16 protein-coding genes are annotated in these 18471 nt (G+C 59.2%); 5 read left to right on the top strand and 11 right to left on the bottom strand.

The genetic code is table 11. The features are described from left to right. Nucleotides 1–20: 20 nt before the first annotated feature. The 7 genes from BFW87_RS29820 to BFW87_RS29790 all read right to left on the bottom strand — a co-directional run bounded on the left by BFW87_RS29820 (nucleotide 21) and on the right by BFW87_RS29790 (nucleotide 7887). Nucleotides 21–443, bottom strand: coding sequence for a GNAT family N-acetyltransferase (locus BFW87_RS29820; protein WP_078743299.1), 423 nt, complete (start codon nucleotides 441–443; stop codon nucleotides 21–23). After that, a complete protein-coding gene (locus BFW87_RS29815; RefSeq protein ID WP_078743298.1) occupies nucleotides 436–1602 on the bottom strand; it encodes a ribosomal protein uL16 3-hydroxylase in 1167 nt (388 codons plus the stop codon). The genes BFW87_RS29820 and BFW87_RS29815 overlap by 8 nt, the downstream gene beginning before the upstream one ends. An 84-nt stretch (nucleotides 1603–1686) precedes the next feature. Continuing rightward, the gene (gene purB / locus BFW87_RS29810) at nucleotides 1687–3057 is read right to left on the bottom strand and encodes an adenylosuccinate lyase (RefSeq protein ID WP_078743297.1); all 1371 of its coding nucleotides are present in this window, start codon (nucleotides 3055–3057) and stop codon (nucleotides 1687–1689) included. A 124-nt stretch (nucleotides 3058–3181) separates the two neighbouring features. Continuing rightward, on the bottom strand, nucleotides 3182–3805 hold the full coding sequence (gene hflD / locus BFW87_RS29805; protein WP_078743296.1) for a high frequency lysogenization protein HflD: 624 nt from the start codon (nucleotides 3803–3805) through the stop codon (nucleotides 3182–3184). Next, nucleotides 3802–4926, bottom strand: coding sequence for a tRNA 2-thiouridine(34) synthase MnmA (gene mnmA / locus BFW87_RS29800; protein ID WP_078743295.1), 1125 nt, complete (start codon nucleotides 4924–4926; stop codon nucleotides 3802–3804). Before mnmA ends, hflD begins: the two co-directional genes overlap by 4 nt. Before the next feature lie 59 nt (nucleotides 4927–4985). Continuing rightward, a complete protein-coding gene (locus tag BFW87_RS29795) occupies nucleotides 4986–5432 on the bottom strand; it encodes an NUDIX hydrolase (RefSeq protein WP_078743294.1) in 447 nt (148 codons plus the stop codon). A 229-nt stretch (nucleotides 5433–5661) separates the two neighbouring features. Continuing rightward, nucleotides 5662–7887 (bottom strand): NADP-dependent isocitrate dehydrogenase, encoded by a 2226-nt coding sequence (locus tag BFW87_RS29790; RefSeq protein WP_078743293.1) that lies wholly within the window; start codon nucleotides 7885–7887, stop codon nucleotides 5662–5664. A gap of 493 nt (nucleotides 7888–8380) precedes the next feature. Between BFW87_RS29790 and icd the strand changes: the two genes are divergently transcribed. After that, the gene (gene icd, locus BFW87_RS29785) at nucleotides 8381–9637 is read left to right on the top strand and encodes an NADP-dependent isocitrate dehydrogenase (protein ID WP_078743292.1); all 1257 of its coding nucleotides are present in this window, start codon (nucleotides 8381–8383) and stop codon (nucleotides 9635–9637) included. A gap of 77 nt (nucleotides 9638–9714) precedes the next feature. On the opposite strand, the gene cspD is transcribed toward icd, so the two are convergent. Then, a complete protein-coding gene (gene cspD, locus BFW87_RS29780; protein ID WP_303047339.1) occupies nucleotides 9715–9984 on the bottom strand; it encodes a cold shock domain-containing protein CspD in 270 nt (89 codons plus the stop codon). 219 nt (nucleotides 9985–10203) lie between these two features. Here cspD and clpS point away from each other — a divergent pair, with 219 nt between their 5' ends. Both clpS and clpA read left to right on the top strand, forming a co-directional pair. Further along, complete coding sequence (clpS, locus tag BFW87_RS29775) at nucleotides 10204–10572, top strand: ATP-dependent Clp protease adapter ClpS (protein WP_005789091.1); 369 nt, start codon at nucleotides 10204–10206, stop codon at nucleotides 10570–10572. A gap of 29 nt (nucleotides 10573–10601) precedes the next feature. After that, complete coding sequence (gene clpA / locus BFW87_RS29770; protein WP_078743290.1) at nucleotides 10602–12872, top strand: ATP-dependent Clp protease ATP-binding subunit ClpA; 2271 nt, start codon at nucleotides 10602–10604, stop codon at nucleotides 12870–12872. 253 nt (nucleotides 12873–13125) lie between these two features. Here clpA and infA read toward each other — a convergent pair whose 3' ends face one another. From infA to aat, 3 genes are all read right to left on the bottom strand, one after another. Then, entirely contained in the window at nucleotides 13126–13344 is a 219-nt protein-coding gene (gene infA, locus BFW87_RS29765) for a translation initiation factor IF-1 (protein WP_002553999.1), read from the bottom strand. Nucleotides 13345–13444: 100 nt separating this feature from the next. Further along, a complete protein-coding gene (locus BFW87_RS29760) occupies nucleotides 13445–14152 on the bottom strand; it encodes an arginyltransferase (protein WP_078743289.1) in 708 nt (235 codons plus the stop codon). Nucleotides 14153–14208: 56 nt separating this feature from the next. After that, entirely contained in the window at nucleotides 14209–14889 is a 681-nt protein-coding gene (gene aat, locus BFW87_RS29755; protein WP_078743288.1) for a leucyl/phenylalanyl-tRNA--protein transferase, read from the bottom strand. 497 nt (nucleotides 14890–15386) lie between these two features. Between aat and BFW87_RS29750 the strand changes: the two genes are divergently transcribed. Together BFW87_RS29750 and lolA are read left to right on the top strand one after the other, a co-directional pair. Further along, nucleotides 15387–17792, top strand: coding sequence for a DNA translocase FtsK (locus BFW87_RS29750; protein WP_078743287.1), 2406 nt, complete (start codon nucleotides 15387–15389; stop codon nucleotides 17790–17792). A 54-nt stretch (nucleotides 17793–17846) separates the two neighbouring features. After that, nucleotides 17847–18470, top strand: a complete 624-nt coding sequence (lolA, locus tag BFW87_RS29745; RefSeq protein ID WP_078743286.1) for an outer membrane lipoprotein chaperone LolA — start codon at nucleotides 17847–17849, stop codon at nucleotides 18468–18470. The last annotated feature ends 1 nt before the right edge of the window (nucleotide 18471 follow it).

Here is an 18471-nt window from a genome sequence, read left to right as displayed (position 1 = left end):
GCTCGCCACAGGGAGTCAGGTCAGCCCTCGCGCACCATATCCACATGCGGAATGCCGACTTCAAGAAACTCATCACTGACAATCTTGAAACCCAGCCGCTCATAGAACGGCGCCGCATACACCTGCGCACTGAGGAACTGCGTGGTTTGCCCGCGTTTCTCGGCCACGCCGATCACCGCGTCCATCAGCTTGTCGCCGACATTCAGCCCGCGCCAATCCTTGAGGACCGACACGCGGCCAATTTCGCCGGTGGGCAGCAAGCGCGCCGTGCCTATCGGAAAGTCGCCTTCAAACGCGAGGAAGTGCACCGCACCCGCGTCTTCGGCGTCCCATTCCAGCTCCGGTGGAACCGATTGTTCGGCGATAAACACCGCCTCACGAATGCGCCGAATCTCGTCGATATCCTTTCGCCAGTCCGCGACACTTACGTGAAGTCTATTCATCGGCAAAACCCAGGCTTCCTTGCTTGACCAGTTCGCACAGCAAATCACGGCCATCTTCATCCGCGAGCCACGGGCCGAGGTTTTCGGCATGCAGGGCGTCGGCGGCGCAAATCATTTTCAGCAGTTCGCGCAACTTGCCTGGCAGGTAACGGCTCTGGCCGCTGGCGAACAGCAGCACGTCATCGTCGACTTCCGACCAGGCCATGCGTGCACTTGGGTTGCGCACCAGGATGGCGCCGTCTTGCAGGGCGCTGATGAACTCGTCTTCGCCCAGTTCCTCGCCTGCCACCATTTCCGGGTAGCGCGGCTCGGTCATGAACTGGCCGAACCAGGTCAGCAACATGCGCTCGTCGCTCATGTGCTCGGCCAGCAGGCCTTTGAGGCGGTCCAGGGCATCGCTCTGAATCTGGTGCGGGTCGCTGACAGGCTGTGCGTCAGCATCAGTGTAGCGCTCTTCGTCCGTCAGGTACTGGCTGAGGAAGTCGGTGAAGTGGGTCAGTACTTCAGCGGCGCTCGGTGCGCGAAAGCCCACCGAGTAGGTCATGCAGTCGTCTTCGGCAATCCCGAAGTGCGCCAGGCGCGGCGGCAGGTAGAGCATGTCGCCCGGTTCCAGCACCCATTCGGCGCTTTCTTCGAAGTCGGCGAGGATGCGCAGGTCGGCATGCTGCAGCAGCGGGCTTTCGGAGCTGCACATCTGGCCAATCTTCCAGTTGCGCTTGCCCTGGGCTTGCAGCAGGAACACGTCGTAGTTGTCGAAGTGCGGGCCCACGCTGCCGCCGGGTGCGGCGAAGCTGATCATTACATCGTCAATGCGCCAGCTTGGCAGGAAGCGGAACTGCTCCAGCAGTTCGGCCACTTCCGGTACGAACTGGTCGACGGCCTGCACCAGCAGGGTCCACTCGCGCTCGGGCAGGGTGCTGAATGCGTCTTCAGCAAACGGGCCACGGCGCAGCTCCCAAGGACGCTCGCCGTGCTCGATCACCATGCGCGATTCGACTTCTTCTTCCAGGGCTAAACCTGCCAGTTCGTCGGCGTCGATCGGGCTTTCGAAATCCGGGATGGCCTGGCGGATCAGCAGCGGTTTTTTCTGCCAGTAGTCGCGCAGGAATTCCCGCGCCGTGATGCCGCCCAGAAGTTGAAGAGGGATATCAGGATTCATGTGTAACCTATTGAAAGAGAGCACTTTTCAGACTGGAATAAAAACGCCCGGCGCGGCCGGGCGTCTCAAAGGGTCTTGCGATGATCAGATGCGCTTGGCTTGCTCTACAGCGTTGCCGATGTAGTTGGCCGGGGTGAGCAGTTTCAACTCGGCCTTGGCCGCGGCTGGCATGTCCAGGCCATCGATGAAAGTTTGCAGCGCTTCAGAGGTAATGCCCTTGCCGCGCGTCAATTCTTTCAGCTTTTCGTACGGGTTTTCGATGTTGTAGCGGCGCATCACGGTCTGGATCGGCTCGGCCAAGACTTCCCAGCACGCGTCCAGGTCAGCGGCGATTTTCTGTGCGTTGAGCTCCAGCTTGCTGATGCCTTTGAGGCTGGCTTCGTACGCGATCACGCTGTGAGCGAAGCCCACACCGAGGTTGCGCAGGACGGTGGAGTCGGTCAGGTCGCGCTGCCAGCGGGAGATCGGCAACTTGCTGGCCAGGTGCTGGAACAGGGCATTGGCGATGCCGAGGTTGCCTTCGGAGTTTTCGAAGTCGATCGGGTTGACCTTGTGCGGCATGGTCGACGAACCGATTTCACCGGCAATGGTGCGCTGCTTGAAGTAGCCCAGGGAGATGTAACCCCAGATATCGCGATCGAAGTCGATCAGGATGGTGTTGAAGCGCGCAATCGCGTCGAACAGCTCGGCGATGTAGTCGTGCGGCTCGATCTGCGTGGTGTAAGGGTTGAAACCAAGGCCCAGCTCGTCTTCGATGAAGGCGCGGGCGTTTTCTTCCCAGTTGATCTCCGGGTAGGCCGACAGGTGGGCGTTGTAGTTGCCCACGGCGCCATTGATCTTGCCCAGCAGTGGCACGGCGGCGACTTGAGCGATCTGACGCTCCAGGCGGTACACCACGTTGGCCAGCTCTTTGCCCAGGGTGGTCGGCGAAGCCGGTTGGCCGTGGGTGCGCGACAGCATTGGCACGTCGGCAAAGCGGATAGCCAGTTCGCGGATGGCATTGGCGGTCTGGCGCATCAGCGGCAGCATCACGTCATCACGGCCTTCGCGCAGCATCAAGGCGTGGGACAGGTTGTTGATGTCCTCGCTGGTGCAGGCAAAGTGGATGAACTCGCTGACCTGGGCCAGTTCCGGCAGTTTGGCCGCTTGTTCTTTGAGCAGGTACTCAATGGCTTTTACGTCGTGGTTGGTGGTGCGCTCGATCTCTTTCACACGCTCGGCGTGCTCCAGGGAGAAGTTTTCTGCCAGGGTGTTCAATACAGCGTTGGCTTCGGCGGAAAACGCCGGCACTTCACTGATGGCAGGGTGAGCGGCCAGGCGCTGGAGCCAGCGCACTTCAACCAGAACACGAGCACGGATCAAGCCGTATTCGCTGAAAATAGGGCGCAGGGCCTGGGTTTTGCCGGCGTAGCGGCCGTCAACAGGGGAAACCGCAGTGAGCGAAGAGAGCTGCATGGGGTGTTCTCGGACAGTCGGGCAACGAAATGGGGCGCGTATCATACATGAAAAAATCCGCCGGTCCGTTGCCAACTGACCGGCGTATTACGCGTAACGGCTTGAAATGTTCTGTCGGTGCGACTTATTCGTTGCGCATCAACGGGTAAAGCTCTTTAAGCAATTTGCGTCGGCTGATCACCAGCTGCCAGCGATGACCGCCCAACTGGCGCCACAACCGTGCCGAACGAATACCGGCCAGGAGCAGGGCGCGGATTTTCGAGGCGTTGTTCGGTTGCTGCAGGTTGCGCATGTCGCCATGCACCTGAATGCGCTGGCGCAGGGTGCTCAAGGTGTCCTGGTACAGCGCACCGCAGGCTGCGACCACGTTTTCGTGGGCCGGGCCGAAGTGTTCCACCTGTGACTGGATCTGCGGCAGGCGCTTGCCGATGGTTTCGAGCAGGTCATCACGTTTTGCCAGCTGGCGCTCAAGGCCCAGCATCGACAGGGCGTAGCGCAATGGTTCGCGCTGCAGGGTGCTGGGGTCGCGCTCCAGGGCGCCGACCAGCGCGCGGTAACCTTCGCGCAGCGCCAGGTCATCACCGCCGTAGACTTCCAGGGTGTCCTTGGGGTCGCGGATCAGCAGGCTGCCGAGCATGCACGTCAGGCCAGCTTCCGTAACCTGGCCGGTCTTGGCGATCTTGTCCACCAGCACGGCGGCGAGGAAAACCCCGCCGAGTGCCGTCAACTGCTCCTGGGTCGGGCTCATGCCGGGTTGCTCCAGGCTTCAGCGATTTCAATCACGCCGCCGCCCAGGCAGATTTCGCCGTCGTAGAACACCACGGACTGGCCAGGGGTGACCGCGCGTTGCGGGTCATCGAACGTGGCGCGGTAGCCGCTGGCGGTTTTTTCCAGGGTGCACGGCTGGTCGCTCTGGCGATAGCGCACTTTGGCCGTCAGGCGACGCGGCGTGCTCAGGTCGATCGGGTTGACCCAGTAGATGTCCGAAGCGAGCAGGGCGCCGGAGAACAACAGCGGGTGCTCGTTGCCCTGGCCAACGATCAGCTCGTTGTGTTCCAGGTCCTTGACCAGCACGTACCACGGCTCTTCACCGGCGTCTTTCAAGCCGCCGATGCCCAGGCCCTGGCGCTGGCCGATGGTGTGGTACATCAGGCCATGGTGGCGGCCGATAACGTCGCCCTCGGTGGTTTTGATTTCGCCCGGTTGCGCCGGCAGGTATTGCTTGAGGAAATCGCTGAAACGGCGCTCGCCGATAAAGCAGATCCCGGTGGAATCCTTTTTCTTGGCAGTGGCCAGGCCGTGTTGTTCGGCGATCTTGCGCACTTCGGGCTTTTCCAGCTCGCCGACCGGGAACAGCGTCTTGGCGATCTGTTCGCCACCGACGGCGTGCAGGAAGTAGCTCTGATCCTTGTTCGGGTCCAGGCCTTTGAGCAGCTCGGTGCGGCCATCGATGTCGCGGCGGCGCACGTAGTGGCCAGTGGCAATCAGGTCGGCGCCAAGGATCATGGCGTAGTCGAGGAACGCCTTGAACTTGATTTCGCGGTTACACAGGATGTCCGGGTTCGGCGTACGGCCAGCCTTGTATTCGGCCAGGAAGTGCTCGAACACGTTGTCCCAGTATTCAGCGGCGAAGTTGGCGGTGTGCAGCTTGATGCCGATCTTGTCGCACACGGCCTGGGCGTCTGCCAGGTCGTCCATGGCGGTGCAATATTCCGTTCCATCGTCTTCTTCCCAGTTCTTCATGAACAGGCCTTCCACCTCATAACCCTGCTCCATGAGCAGAACGGCGGAAACGGAAGAATCCACGCCGCCGGACATGCCGACGATGACGCGCTTCTTTTGTATGTCAGAAGGGGCTGGATCACGCATAGGGTTTCAACGGGTGTCTTGAAAAAGGACGCGATTCTATCAGGCTCAGGCCTTCAAGGCTAAAGAGAAGGGCGGATCAATTCGAGGCTGTGGCGCTGGCCAGCCAAATAATCATCGATGCAGCGGATGATCAGTTCACTGCGCCAGTCGCTGCGCAAGGCCATGAGCTCGTCGCGGGTCAGCCAGCGGGCGCGCAGGATGCCTTCGTCGAGTTGATAATCCGGGTGGTGTTTCAGGGCTTTGGCGATGAAGCACACGCGCTGGTAGGTCACGCCGTTGCTGGGGGCGGTATACAGGTAGATGCCGACGATGCCGGTGGCTTCGACGTCCCAGCCGGTTTCTTCGAGGGTTTCGCGTACGGCGGCGTCGGTCAGGGTTTCGTTCGGGTCGAGGTGGCCGGCGGGCTGGTTGAGTACGGCGCGGCCGCCCTTGAGTTCTTCGACCATGAGGAAGCGGCCGTTGTCTTCGACGATGGTGGCGACGGTGATGTGGGGTTGCCAGATCATTTAAAACCTCGGTTCAAGATGTGATGCAGTCTTTGGGTTGGATTGCAGTCAGTGTGGGAGCGGGCTTGCTCGCGAAGGCGGAGTGTCAGTCACTGCAAATGTTGACTGATCCACCGCATTCGCGAGCAAGCCCGCTCCCACATTTTGAACCGGTTTATTCAGTGAGACTGCAGTGTCCGGAAACAGAAACCCCGGCACGGGGCCGGGGCTTCTTTGCATCCTTACAACCTTACTTCAACTTGGCAATGGCCGCGTTGAGGGTGTTGCTTGGGCGCATGGCTTTGCTTGTCAGCTCAGGGTTCGGCGAGTAGTAACCGCCGATGTCCACTGGCTTGCCCTGTACCGCGTTGAGCTCGGCAACGATGGTTGCTTCGTTCGCGGTCAAGGTTTCGGCCAGCTCGGCAAACTGCGCTTGCAGTGCAGTGTCTTCGGTCTGGGCAGCCAGGGCTTGAGCCCAGTACAGCGCCAGGTAGAAGTGGCTGCCGCGGTTGTCGATGTTGCCGACTTTACGCGATGGCGACTTGTTGTTGTCGAGGAACTGGCCGGTGGCCTGGTCCAGGGTCTTGGACAGTACCAGGGCTTTCGGGTTGTTGTACGTCACGCCCAAATGCTCAAGGGAGGCGGCCAGGGCCAGGAACTCGCCCAGGGAATCCCAGCGCAGGAAGTTCTCTTCCACCAGCTGCTGCACGTGTTTCGGCGCCGAACCACCGGCGCCGGTTTCGAACAGGCCACCGCCATTCATCAGCGGCACGATCGACAGCATCTTGGCGCTGGTGCCCAGTTCCATGATCGGGAACAGGTCGGTCAGGTAGTCACGCAGCACGTTACCGGTCACCGAGATGGTGTCCAGGCCCTTGCGGGTGCGTTCCAGGGTGAACTTCATCGCGTCGACCGGCGACATGATGCGGATGTCCAGGCCTTCGGTGTTGTGGTCTTTCAGGTAAGCCTGAACTTTTTCGACCACGACGCCATCGTGTGCGCGCTGTGGGTCCAGCCAGAAAATGGCCGGGGTGTTGCTGGCGCGGGCACGGTTGACGGCCAGTTTGACCCAATCCTGGATCGGCGCGTCTTTGGTCTGGCACATGCGGAAGATGTCGCCGGCTTCAACAGCCTGTTCCATCAGCACGGTGCCCTTGCTGTCGGTGACGCGGACTACGCCGTCAGCCTTGATCTGGAAGGTCTTGTCGTGCGAGCCGTACTCTTCGGCTTTCTTCGCCATCAGGCCAACGTTTGGCACGCTGCCCATTGTGGTCGGGTCGAAAGCGCCATTAGCCTTGCAGTCTTCGATGACCGCTTGGTAAATGGTGGCGTAGCAGCGATCCGGGATCACGGCCTTGGTGTCGTGCAGCTGGCCGTCGGTGCCCCACATTTTGCCGGAGTCACGGATCATGGCCGGCATCGAGGCGTCAACGATCACGTCGCTCGGCACGTGCAGGTTGGTGATGCCTTTGTCGGAGTTGACCATCGCCAGCGATGGGCGAGCGGCGTAGACCGCCTGAATGTCAGCTTCGATCTGCGCTTGTTGCTCGGCCGGCAAGGCTTTAATGCGAGCGTACAGGTCGCCGATGCCGTTGTTCAGGTTAAAGCCGATCTGGGCCAGCACGTCAGCGTGCTTGGCCAGGGCGTCTTTATAGAACTCGGCAACGATCTGGCCGAACATGATTGGGTCGGAGACCTTCATCATGGTGGCTTTCAGGTGAACCGACAGCAGTACGCCTTGTTTCTTGGCGTCGTCGATTTCAGCGGCGATGAATGCGCGCAGGGCTTTCTTGCTCAATACGGCGGTGTCGATGATCTCGCCGGCTTGTACCGAGGTCTTTTCTTTCAGAACGGTCGCGGTGCCGTCCTGAGCGATCAGCTCGATTTTGACAGCATCAGCGGCGTCGATCTGCACGGCTTTTTCGCTGCCGTAGAAGTCGCCGTTGCTCATGTGCGCGATGTGCGACTTGGAGTCTGCAGCCCAGGCGCCCATTTTGTGCGGGTGCTTGCGTGCGTAGTTTTTGACCGACAGCGGTGCGCGGCGGTCGGAGTTGCCTTCGCGCAGTACCGGGTTCACGGCGCTGCCCTTGACCTTGTCGTAACGTGCGCGGGTTTCTTTTTCCGCGTCGGTGGTTACGGTTTCCGGGTAGTCCGGCAGGGCGTAGCCCAGGGCCTGCAGTTCCTTGATCGCAGCTTGCAGCTGAGGGGTCGAGGCACTGATGTTAGGCAGCTTGATGATGTTGGCTTCAGGCGTCACGGCCAGGTCGCCCAGTTCGGCGAGGTGGTCCGGTACGGCTTTGGCACCCAGTTGCTCGGGGAAGCTTGAGAGGATGCGCCCGGCAAGGGAGATGTCGCGGGTTTCCACAGCAATATCAGCTGAAGCGGTGAAGGCCTCTACGATAGGCAGCAGTGAATAGGTGGCGAGGGCTGGGGCTTCGTCAGTGAAGGTGTAGATGATCTTCGAGCGGGTGGGCATATTCGGATTAACTCTCTTCTTTGCTGAAAGCGTGCGCAGAAACTCGAGATGCGCCGGGTGGAGCGCGTTCGTTCAAAGTCATCCATGAGCGAAATGTCGAGGTTTCTTCGCGGTGATGTTGGGTTGCATCAGTCGAGCGTCAAGCGGGTGGACTATTGTAATAGTCCTGCTTTCTGGCGGAAGGCTTCGATTTAGAGCGGTCCGCCGTCGTGACTCTTGGGTCAGCGGCGGCATTATACATAGGTCACTATGCTTACGCCGAGCCTTCATACAAAAGGTGTGTCGTCCATTGGTCTAAAGGTCGCAGGCAGGTGCTGGTGCTCGCGAGAGCACGATGTGCTCAAGATTGGCGATTTTGCCCTCTGACTCAGGCTTGTAGGCGACTAAACGTGCTGTTTTCGATGCAAATGAGCCTGGCGTGAGGTTTCAGTCGCCATTTATCTGGAGTAGGCTCGAACGCAGCCAGATGTTCAATCCATAGATGGAGTCCAACATGGGATACAAGAAGATTCAGGTTCCGGCAGTCGGCGAGAAGATCACCGTCAATGCAGACCATTCTCTCAATGTTCCTGACACGCCGATCATCCCTTATATAGAGGGCGACGGTATTGGCGTCGACATCAGTCCGGTGATGATCAAGGTGGTCGACGCAGCCGTTGAAAAGGCTTACGGCGGCAAGCGCAAAATCTCCTGGATGGAGGTTTACGCGGGCGAAAAGGCTACGCAAGTTTACGACCAGGATACGTGGCTGCCCCAGGAAACCCTGGATGCGGTCAAGGATTACGTGGTGTCCATCAAGGGCCCGCTAACCACGCCGGTCGGGGGCGGTATCCGTTCGCTGAACGTGGCTCTGCGTCAGCAGCTCGACCTGTATGTGTGCCTGCGCCCGGTGCGCTGGTTTGAAGGTGTGCCCAGCCCGGTCAAGAAGCCGGGCGATGTGGACATGACCATCTTCCGTGAAAACTCCGAAGACATTTACGCGGGGATCGAGTGGAAAGCCGGTTCACCGGAAGCGATCAAGGTCATCAAGTTCCTGAAAGAAGAGATGGGCGTGACCAAGATCCGCTTCGATCAGGACTGCGGGATTGGCGTGAAGCCGGTTTCCAAAGAGGGTACCGAGCGCCTGGCGCGTAAAGCCCTTCAATATGTAGTGGATAACGACCGCGATTCGCTGACCATCGTGCACAAAGGCAACATCATGAAGTTTACCGAGGGTGCCTTTAAAGAATGGGCCTACGGTATTGCCGAGAAGGAATTCGGCGCGACCCTGCTCGATGGCGGCCCGTGGATGCAGTTCAAGAACCCGAAAACCGGCAAGAATGTGGTGGTCAAGGACGCCATTGCCGATGCGATGCTCCAGCAGATCCTGCTGCGCCCGGCCGAATATGACGTGATTGCGACCCTTAACCTCAATGGCGACTACCTGTCCGATGCGCTGGCGGCAGAAGTGGGTGGTATCGGTATTGCGCCGGGCGCTAACTTGTCCGATACCGTGGCGATGTTCGAAGCTACCCACGGCACTGCGCCGAAATACGCGGGCAAGGACCAAGTAAATCCGGGTTCGCTGATTTTGTCGGCAGAAATGATGCTGCGGCACATGGGCTGGACCGAAGCGGCTGATTTGATTATCAAGGGCACCAATGGCGCGATTTCGGCCAAGACGGTGACCTATGACTTCGAGCGTCTGATGGACGGCGCCAAGTTGGTGTCGTCGTCGGGCTTCGGGGATGCGCTGATTTCGCATATGTAATGTAAGAGCATAAAAAGCCAGCCACCCCTGTGAAATGGAGTGGCTGGCTTTTTAATGGGTGCTCGCTCAGTGGCTGATCAAGCCAGTTGCTTTTCTGATTTTTGAGCGTGGCCTTCCAGGGAGGCGCCGGTGGAGATGAGCGCCTGGATATTCACAGCGTGCAAGCCCTTCGGCCCTTGAGTAATCTCAAATGAAACCGCTTGGCCGGCTTTTAGCGTTTTATATCCTTCCAATTTGATCGCCGAGTAATGCGCAAACAAGTCTTCGCTTTCTTTGCCGTCTTCGTTGATGAAGCCGTAACCCTTGGCGTTGTTGAACCACTTGACCTTACCGCTAGCCATAGCCATATCCCTCTGCACCAGACTCCATCACTGGAGTATCATCCAGTTTATCCGTCCTAACCCGAATAAATTAAGGTTGACTGCGCGGACCTTTTTTACCCACTGTGGGTTCTATTGGTTGTAACACCGTTTCACCGATAGTCAAGGCGACCAGACGGTCAGAGTTGAAATTCTGACAGGTCGCCCCCATCACCGTATTTGAACCACTGACGAACCATTCTTTCCATGCATGCAAACAGCCAGATTCGACTAACATTCAATCAGGATCGCCCGGATCAGGAACACGATGACGACGGTTCTGCAGGCATTGCTGTTCAGGAGGCCAAACCTGCTTTACAGGCGCCGCCTATGTACAAGGTGGTTTTGTTCAACGATGACTACACACCGATGGATTTCGTCGTCGAAGTGCTCGAGGTGTTTTTTAACCTGAACCGCGAGTTGGCGACCAAGGTAATGCTGGCCGTTCACACAGAAGGACGGGCAGTATGTGGAGTGTTTACCCGCGACATCGCCGAGACAAAGGCCATGCAGGTCAACCAGTACGCCAGGGAAAGCCAGCATCCGCTACTCTGTGAAATCGAGAAGGACGGTTAACGCCGACCACTTGGGTATGAGGTGAAGCTATGTTAAACCGCGAGCTCGAAGTCACCCTCAATCTTGCCTTCAAGGAGGCCCGTTCGAAGCGTCATGAATTCATGACCGTCGAGCACCTGCTGCTGGCACTTTTGGATAATGAAGCTGCCGCCACCGTTTTGCGTGCGTGCGGCGCCAACCTCGACAAACTCAAGCATGACCTGCAGGAGTTTATCGACTCCACTACGCCACTTATTCCCGTCCACGATGAAGACCGTGAAACCCAGCCAACCCTGGGCTTCCAGCGCGTGCTTCAGCGTGCCGTGTTCCATGTGCAGAGCTCCGGTAAGCGAGAAGTCACAGGCGCCAACGTGCTTGTGGCGATTTTCAGCGAACAGGAAAGCCAGGCAGTGTTCCTGCTTAAACAGCAGAGCGTTGCCCGGATCGATGTCGTCAACTACATCGCCCACGGTATCTCCAAAGTGCCTGGGCACGGCGATCACTCCGAGGGTGAGCAGGATATGCAGGACGACGAGGGCGGTGAGTCTTCTTCTTCAAGCAACCCGCTGGATGCCTATGCCAGCAACCTCAATGAGCTGGCGCGCCAGGGGCGGATTGATCCGCTGGTGGGGCGTGAGCTTGAGGTTGAGCGCGTAGCGCAGATCCTCGCGCGTCGTCGCAAGAACAATCCGTTGCTGGTGGGTGAGGCGGGCGTGGGTAAAACCGCGATTGCCGAAGGCCTGGCCAAGCGCATTGTCGACAACCAGGTGCCTGACCTGTTGGCCAACAGTGTCGTCTACTCCCTGGACCTGGGCGCCTTGCTCGCCGGGACCAAGTACCGTGGCGATTTCGAGAAGCGCTTCAAGGCGCTGCTCGGCGAACTGAAAAAACGCCCGCAGGCGATCCTGTTTATCGACGAGATTCACACCATTATTGGCGCCGGTGCGGCGTCCGGTGGCGTGATGGATGCCTCCAACCTGCTCAAACCGCTGCTGTCGTCGGGTGATATCCGCTGCATCGGTTCGACCACGTTCCAGGAATTCCGCGGCATCTTCGAGAAAGACCGTGCCCTGGCGCGTCGCTTCCAGAAAGTCGACGTGTCCGAGCCTTCGGTTGAAGACACCATCAGTATCCTGCGTGGGCTCAAGGGGCGTTTCGAAGCGCACCATGGCATCGAATACACCGATGAAGCGCTGCGTGCAGCGGCTGAGCTGGCGTCGCGCTACATCAACGATCGCCATATGCCCGACAAAGCCATCGACGTGATCGACGAGGCGGGTGCTTACCAGCGTCTGCAGCCGGTCGAGAAACGTGTGAAACGCATCGACGTGCCTCAGGTCGAGGACATCGTGGCGAAGATCGCGCGTATTCCGCCTAAACACGTCAACAGTTCCGATAAAGAACTGCTGCGTAACCTGGAACGTGACCTCAAGCTGACCGTGTTTGGTCAGGATGCGGCCATCGACGCGTTGTCCACCGCGATCAAGCTGTCGCGTGCGGGCCTCAAGTCGCCAGACAAACCCGTGGGTTCGTTCCTGTTCGCAGGCCCGACCGGCGTCGGCAAGACCGAAGCGGCGCGTCAGTTGGCCAAGGCCATGGGCATTGAATTGGTGCGTTTCGACATGTCCGAGTACATGGAGCGCCATACCGTGTCGCGCCTGATCGGTGCACCTCCGGGCTATGTCGGGTTTGATCAGGGCGGTTTGTTGACCGAGGCGATCACCAAGCAGCCGCATTGCGTATTGCTCCTCGATGAAATCGAGAAGGCGCACCCGGAAGTCTTCAACCTGCTGCTGCAGGTGATGGACCACGGCACGCTGACCGACAACAACGGGCGCAAAGCGGACTTCCGCAACGTGATCGTGATCATGACCACCAACGCCGGTGCCGAAACGGCCGCGCGGGCTTCCATCGGCTTTACTCATCAAGATCACTCTTCCGATGCCATGGAAGTGATCAAGAAGAGCTTTACGCCGGAATTCCGCAACCGTCTGGACACCATTATCCAGTTTGGTCGCCTCAGCCATGAGGTCATCAAAAGCGTGGTGGACAAGTTCCTCACCGAGCTTCAAGCGCAGCTGGAAGACAAGCGCGTGCAGCTGGATGTGACGGAAGCGGCGCGCAGCTGGATCGCCGAAGGTGGCTACGACGCGGCAATGGGCGCACGCCCAATGGCACGTCTGATCCAGGACAAGATCAAACGGCCATTGGCCGAAGAGATCCTGTTTGGCGAGCTTTCGGACCATGGTGGCGTGGTGCATATCGACTTGAAGGACGGCGAGCTGACCTTCGAATTCGAAACCACGGCTGAGATGGCCTGATCGATAGCTGAAAAAGCAAAGGCGCCGAAAGGCGCCTTTTTGCTGCCTCTATATTTTGGAGTGTGGCCCTCAAGACAATAGAGACTAAATGTGGGAGCTGGCTTGCCTGCGATGGCGGTCGGTCAGAGAAGAACTATTTGGCTGACACACCGCTATCGCAGGCAAGCCAGCTCCCACATGGGTCATTTGGTGTCTGATAAATCCCACGCACACAAAAACGCCCGGCATAACCGGGCGTTTTGTATTGACTTGCTTAGCGAGCGCGGTAAGTGATGCGCCCTTTGCTCAAGTCATAGGGCGTCAGCTCGACGCGCACTTTGTCACCGGTAAGAATACGAATGTAGTTCTTGCGCATCTTGCCGGAGATATGCGCGGTTACGACGTGCCCATTTTCCAACTCCACACGAAACATGGTGTTGGGCAGGGTGTCGACGACAGTGCCTTCCATTTCGAAGCTGTCTTCTTTCGACATGCAGTAAAGCCCTCGGTATCCAGTGAATGGCCCGGTGCAACTGCGCCAGGCAAAAGCGGCGTGCATTGTGCCCGAAAAAGGGTGTTCAAGCCAAGGGGTTCTAGTTAAGCGTGACCCATCTTTGATTAATCAGCAGTTCTATGGGGCGATATTGGGTCTTGTAGTTCATCTTTTTGCAGTTTTTGATCCAGTAACCGAGGTACACCGCCTCCAGTTCCAGACGCAGTGCTTCGCCAATTTGCCACAGGATGGCAAAGCGCCCCAGGCTGCGGCGTTCTTCGGCAGGCTCGTAGAAGGTGTAGACCGCCGAGAGGCCGTTGGGCAGCAAATCGGTCACAGCGACAGCGACCAAGCGGCCGTCGAGGCGAAATTCATAGAAGCGTGAAAACGGCAGGTCACGCACCAGGAATGTCGAAAACTGGTCGCGGCTGGGCGGGAACATATCGCCGTCGGCGTGGCGCTGTTCGATGTAGCGTTGGTAAAGGTCGAAATATTCTTCGCTGAAGTGCGGTTTGGTCGCAGTCACCGTCAGGTCGGCATTGCGCTTGAGAATGCGCTTCTGATTCCGGTCCGGCAAAAACTGCGCGACAGGGATGCGCGCAGGAACGCAGGCATTGCAGTTTTGGCAGTGTGGGCGGTACAGGTGATCACCGCTGCGCCGAAAACCCATTTCCGAAAGGTCGGCGTACACGTGCACGTCCATGGGCTGGCTGGGGTCCAGGAACAACGTGGTGGCCTGCTCGTCGGGCAGATAGCTGCAAGAGTGGGCTTGAGTGGCATAGAACTTCAAGCGCGCCAGCTCGGTCATGATCAACCCTCGGGATAAGCTTTGAAATAAGTGTAAGCCAGGTGCGGGGAAGTCGCCTAGGAAACCCACGGTCCAGAGCTGGGTTGATCCAGATGGTCGTGTAAAAAGCCCACGAAGTCATCCCGTGGTATGGCGCGGGCACCGAGGCTATGCAAGTGATCATTGGGCATCTGGCAGTCAATCAGCACAAAGCCCCACGCCTGCAATTGCCGGGTGAGGGTAGCGAAGCCGAATTTGGAGGCGTTGTCGGCGCGGCTGAACATGGATTCGCCAAAGAACAATTGGCCCATTGCCAGGCCGTAGAGGCCGCCCACCAGTTCGTCGTTGTCCCACACCTCAACCGAGTGCGCATAGCCGCGCCGGTGCAGCTCCAGGTAGGCGTTCTGGATGCTTTCGGTGATCCAGGTGCCATCGGCATACGCGCGCGGCGCCGCGCAGGCCTGGATGACGGCTGCGAAGTCCTGGTCGAACGTCACGGTGTAACGCTGCTGGCGCAATAATTTGCCAAGGCTGCGCGACACATGCAGTTCGTCGGGGAATATCACTGTGCGTGGGTCGGGCGACCACCACAGAATCGGCTGGCCCTCCGAAAACCACGGAAAGCAGCCATGGCGGTAGGCCTGGATCAGCCGCTCGGCCGACAGGTCGCCGCCGGCGGCCAGCAGGCCATTGGGTTCGCGCATGGCCTTGGCCAGCGGCGGAAATGTCAGGGAGTCGCGTTGCAACCAGGTCAGCATGGCATCCAGGCTTACGGTAGGGGAGGGGAGTGGCAGCACTCTCACCTGCCGCCGTGGGGGGGATTATTGTCGACGCAGCGCTCTGGGGCCAGCCCGAATCGGGTATCGGCGAGGATTAGCGTGAACGGGTGTTTCTGCAACTCTGTGCCTGAGGCGTGGTCGTAATCGGGTCCGCGGGGTGCAGGCTATTTGCCAAGCTGGCCTTGATTGCTAAAAACAGCTCATAAGCCTTTGTCAGCAAAGACAATGCATGCTCAAATTGAACAGGCTGTGACAGCTTGATTGTCTATGCTGCCGGGTGAGGGGCAAGTACGTGGCATCGCCGACGCAAACCCGTACAATGCGGCCATTGTGGCGTTATCGCCATTTCACCGATTCATCACCCGGTGTTAAAAGTAGTTTCAACGACGCTCGTTCATTTTTCACCTGCCCGGAGTGGGCAGTATTTGCAGTCATTCAACAGATGGACGCGCTAAAGGCGCAGGAATAGACCCGTTTTGAAGAAATCCGCCGCAACACCTAAAGCAGCAGTTGTGCCGGCCTGGCGCCAGCACCTGCATTACCGACTCAAGGAAGGCGCGCTGATCGCCATCGGCGCCCTGTGCCTGTTCCTGATGATGGCCTTGCTCACCTATGGCAAGGACGATCCGGGCTGGAGCCACAACAGCAAGATCGAAGACGTGCAGAACTTCGGCGGGCCTGCCGGCTCCTACAGCGCCGACATCCTGTTTATGGTGCTGGGTTACTTCGCTTACATCTTCCCGCTGTTGCTGGCGATCAAGACCTGGCAGATCTTCCGCCAGCGTCACGAGCCGTGGCAGTGGAGCGGCTGGCTGTTCTCCTGGCGCCTGATCGGCCTGGTGTTCCTGGTGTTGTCCGGCGCGGCCCTGGCACATATCCATTTCCACGCACCCACCGGCCTGCCTGCCGGCGCGGGTGGCGCCCTGGGCGAAAGCCTCGGCGACCTGGCGCGCAGAACCCTGAATATCCAGGGCAGCACGCTGATGTTTATTGCGCTGTTCCTGTTCGGCCTCACGGTGTTCACCGACCTGTCGTGGTTCAAGGTGATGGACGTGACCGGCAAGATCACCCTCGACCTGCTGGAATTGTTTCAGGGCGCAGCCAACCGCTGGTGGTCGGCCCGGGTCGACCGTAAGCGTATGGTTGCGCAATTGCGCGAGGTCGATACCCGCGTCAACGAAGTGGTGGCCCCGAGTACGCCGGACCGGCGCGAGCAGGCCAAGGTCAAGGAACGCTTGATCGAGCGCGAGCAGGCCCTGAGCAAGCACATGTCGGACCGCGAGAAGCAGGTGCCGCCAGTCATCGCCCCGGCACCAACCAAGGCCCCCGAGCCGAGTGCCCGCGTGCAGAAAGAGAAACAGGCGCCGCTGTTTGTCGACAGCGCCGTCGAAGGCACCTTGCCGCCAATCTCGATCCTCGACCCGGCCGAAAAGAAACAGCTCAACTATTCCCCGGAATCCCTGGCGGCCGTAGGCCACCTGCTGGAAATCAAACTCAAGGAGTTTGGTGTTGAAGTCACGGTGGATTCGATCCACCCCGGCCCGGTGATCACCCGTTACGAAATCCAGCCAGCCGCCGGCGTCAAGGTCAGCCGCATTTCCAACCTGGCAAAAGACCTGGCGCGTTCCCTGGCCGTGACCAGCGTGCGTGTGGTGGAAGTCATTCCTGGCAAGACCACCGTGGGTATCGAGATTCCCAACGAAGACCGCCAGATCGTGCGCTTTTCCGAAGTGCTGTCGACCCCGGAATACGACAACTTCAAATCGCCGGTCACCCTGGCCCTGGGTCACGACATCGGCGGCAAGCCGGTGATCACCGACCTGGCGAAAATGCCGCACTTGCTGGTCGCCGGTACCACCGGTTCCGGTAAGTCGGTGGGTGTGAACGCGATGATCCTGTCGATCCTGTTCAAATCCGGCCCGGATGACGCCAAGCTGATCATGATCGACCCGAAGATGCTTGAATTGTCGATCTACGAAGGCATTCCGCACCTGTTGTGCCCGGTTGTGACAGACATGAAAGACGCCGCCAACGCCCTGCGCTGGAGCGTGGCCGAGATGGAGCGGCGCTACAAATTGATGGCGAAGATGGGCGTACGAAACCTGTCCGGCTTCAACGCCAAGGTCAAGGAAGCCCAGGACGCTGGCACGCCGCTGAGCGACCCGTTGTACAAGCGCGAAAGCATTCACGACGAAGCGCCGCTGCTGACCAAGCTGCCGACCATCGTGGTGGTGGTCGACGAATTTGCAGACATGATGATGATCGTCGGCAAGAAGGTTGAAGAGCTGATCGCCCGTATCGCGCAAAAGGCGCGTGCCGCCGGTATTCACTTGATTCTCGCGACCCAGCGTCCGTCGGTAGATGTCATCACCGGTCTGATCAAGGCCAACATTCCGACGCGTATGGCGTTCCAGGTGTCGAGCAAGATCGACTCGCGGACCATCATCGACCAGGGCGGCGCCGAGCAATTGCTGGGCCACGGTGACATGCTCTACATGCCACCCGGCACCAGCCTTCCGATCCGTGTACACGGCGCTTTCGTGTCCGATGACGAAGTTCACCGTGTGGTGGAAGCCTGGAAACTGCGCGGCGCGCCTGAATACAACGACGACATCCTCGCCGGTGTTGAAGAGGCCGGCAGCGGCTTCGACGGCGGCAGTGGTGGTGACGACGATGCTGAAACCGACGCGCTGTACGACGAGGCCGTGGCCTTCGTGCTCGAAAGTCGTCGTGCGTCCATTTCTGCGGTGCAACGCAAGCTGAAGATCGGCTACAACCGCGCCGCCCGCATGATTGAATCGATGGAAAACGCGGGCGTCGTAACCGCCATGAACACCAACGGCTCGCGTGAAGTCATCGCCCCCGGGCAGATGCGCGACTGATCCCGCGCCGCGTGGCAGCACGCGGCGTGCCTTGACCACTCAATGAGGACTCCCATGCGTCTTATCCGCATGCTGTTGTTGCCGGCACTGGCCCTGACCGCTGTTTCGGCGCACGCCGACCCGGCCTCCGTCGCCAGCCTGACCAACCTGCTGGACAAATCCAAGACCCTGACGGCGCGCTTCTCCCAGCTCACCCTGGACGGCGGCGGCACTCAGTTGCAGCAAACGGCCGGTGAAATGGCCGTACAGCGCCCGGGTTTGTTCTACTGGAAAACCGACGCGCCAAACGAGCAGACCATCGTCTCCGACGGCCAGAAAGTCACTCTGTGGGACCCGGACCTGGAGCAGGCAACCATCAAGAAGCTTGACCCGCGCCTGAACCAGACCCCGGCGCTGCTGCTGTCGGGCGATGTGTCGAAGATCAGCGACAGCTTTGACATCACCGCCAAGCAAACCAGCAACGTGATTGAGTTCACCCTCAAGCCCAAATCCAAGGACACGCTGTTTGACAGCCTGAACCTGTCATTCAGCAACGGTGTGATCAACAACATGCGCCTGATCGACAGCGTCGGCCAGCGCACCGATATCCTGTTCTCCGGGGTCAAGGCCAATGGTGTTGTCGATGCCTCCAAGTTCAAGTTCGTCATCCCCAAGGGTGCCGACGTGATCCAGGAATAAC

This window comes from Pseudomonas fluorescens, assembly GCF_002022275.1.
GTDB classification, from domain to species: domain Bacteria; phylum Pseudomonadota; class Gammaproteobacteria; order Pseudomonadales; family Pseudomonadaceae; genus Aquipseudomonas; species Aquipseudomonas fluorescens_AJ.
The sequence above is the reverse complement of the archived record's forward strand: the minus strand, read 5'-3'. Positions and strand labels throughout refer to the sequence as shown.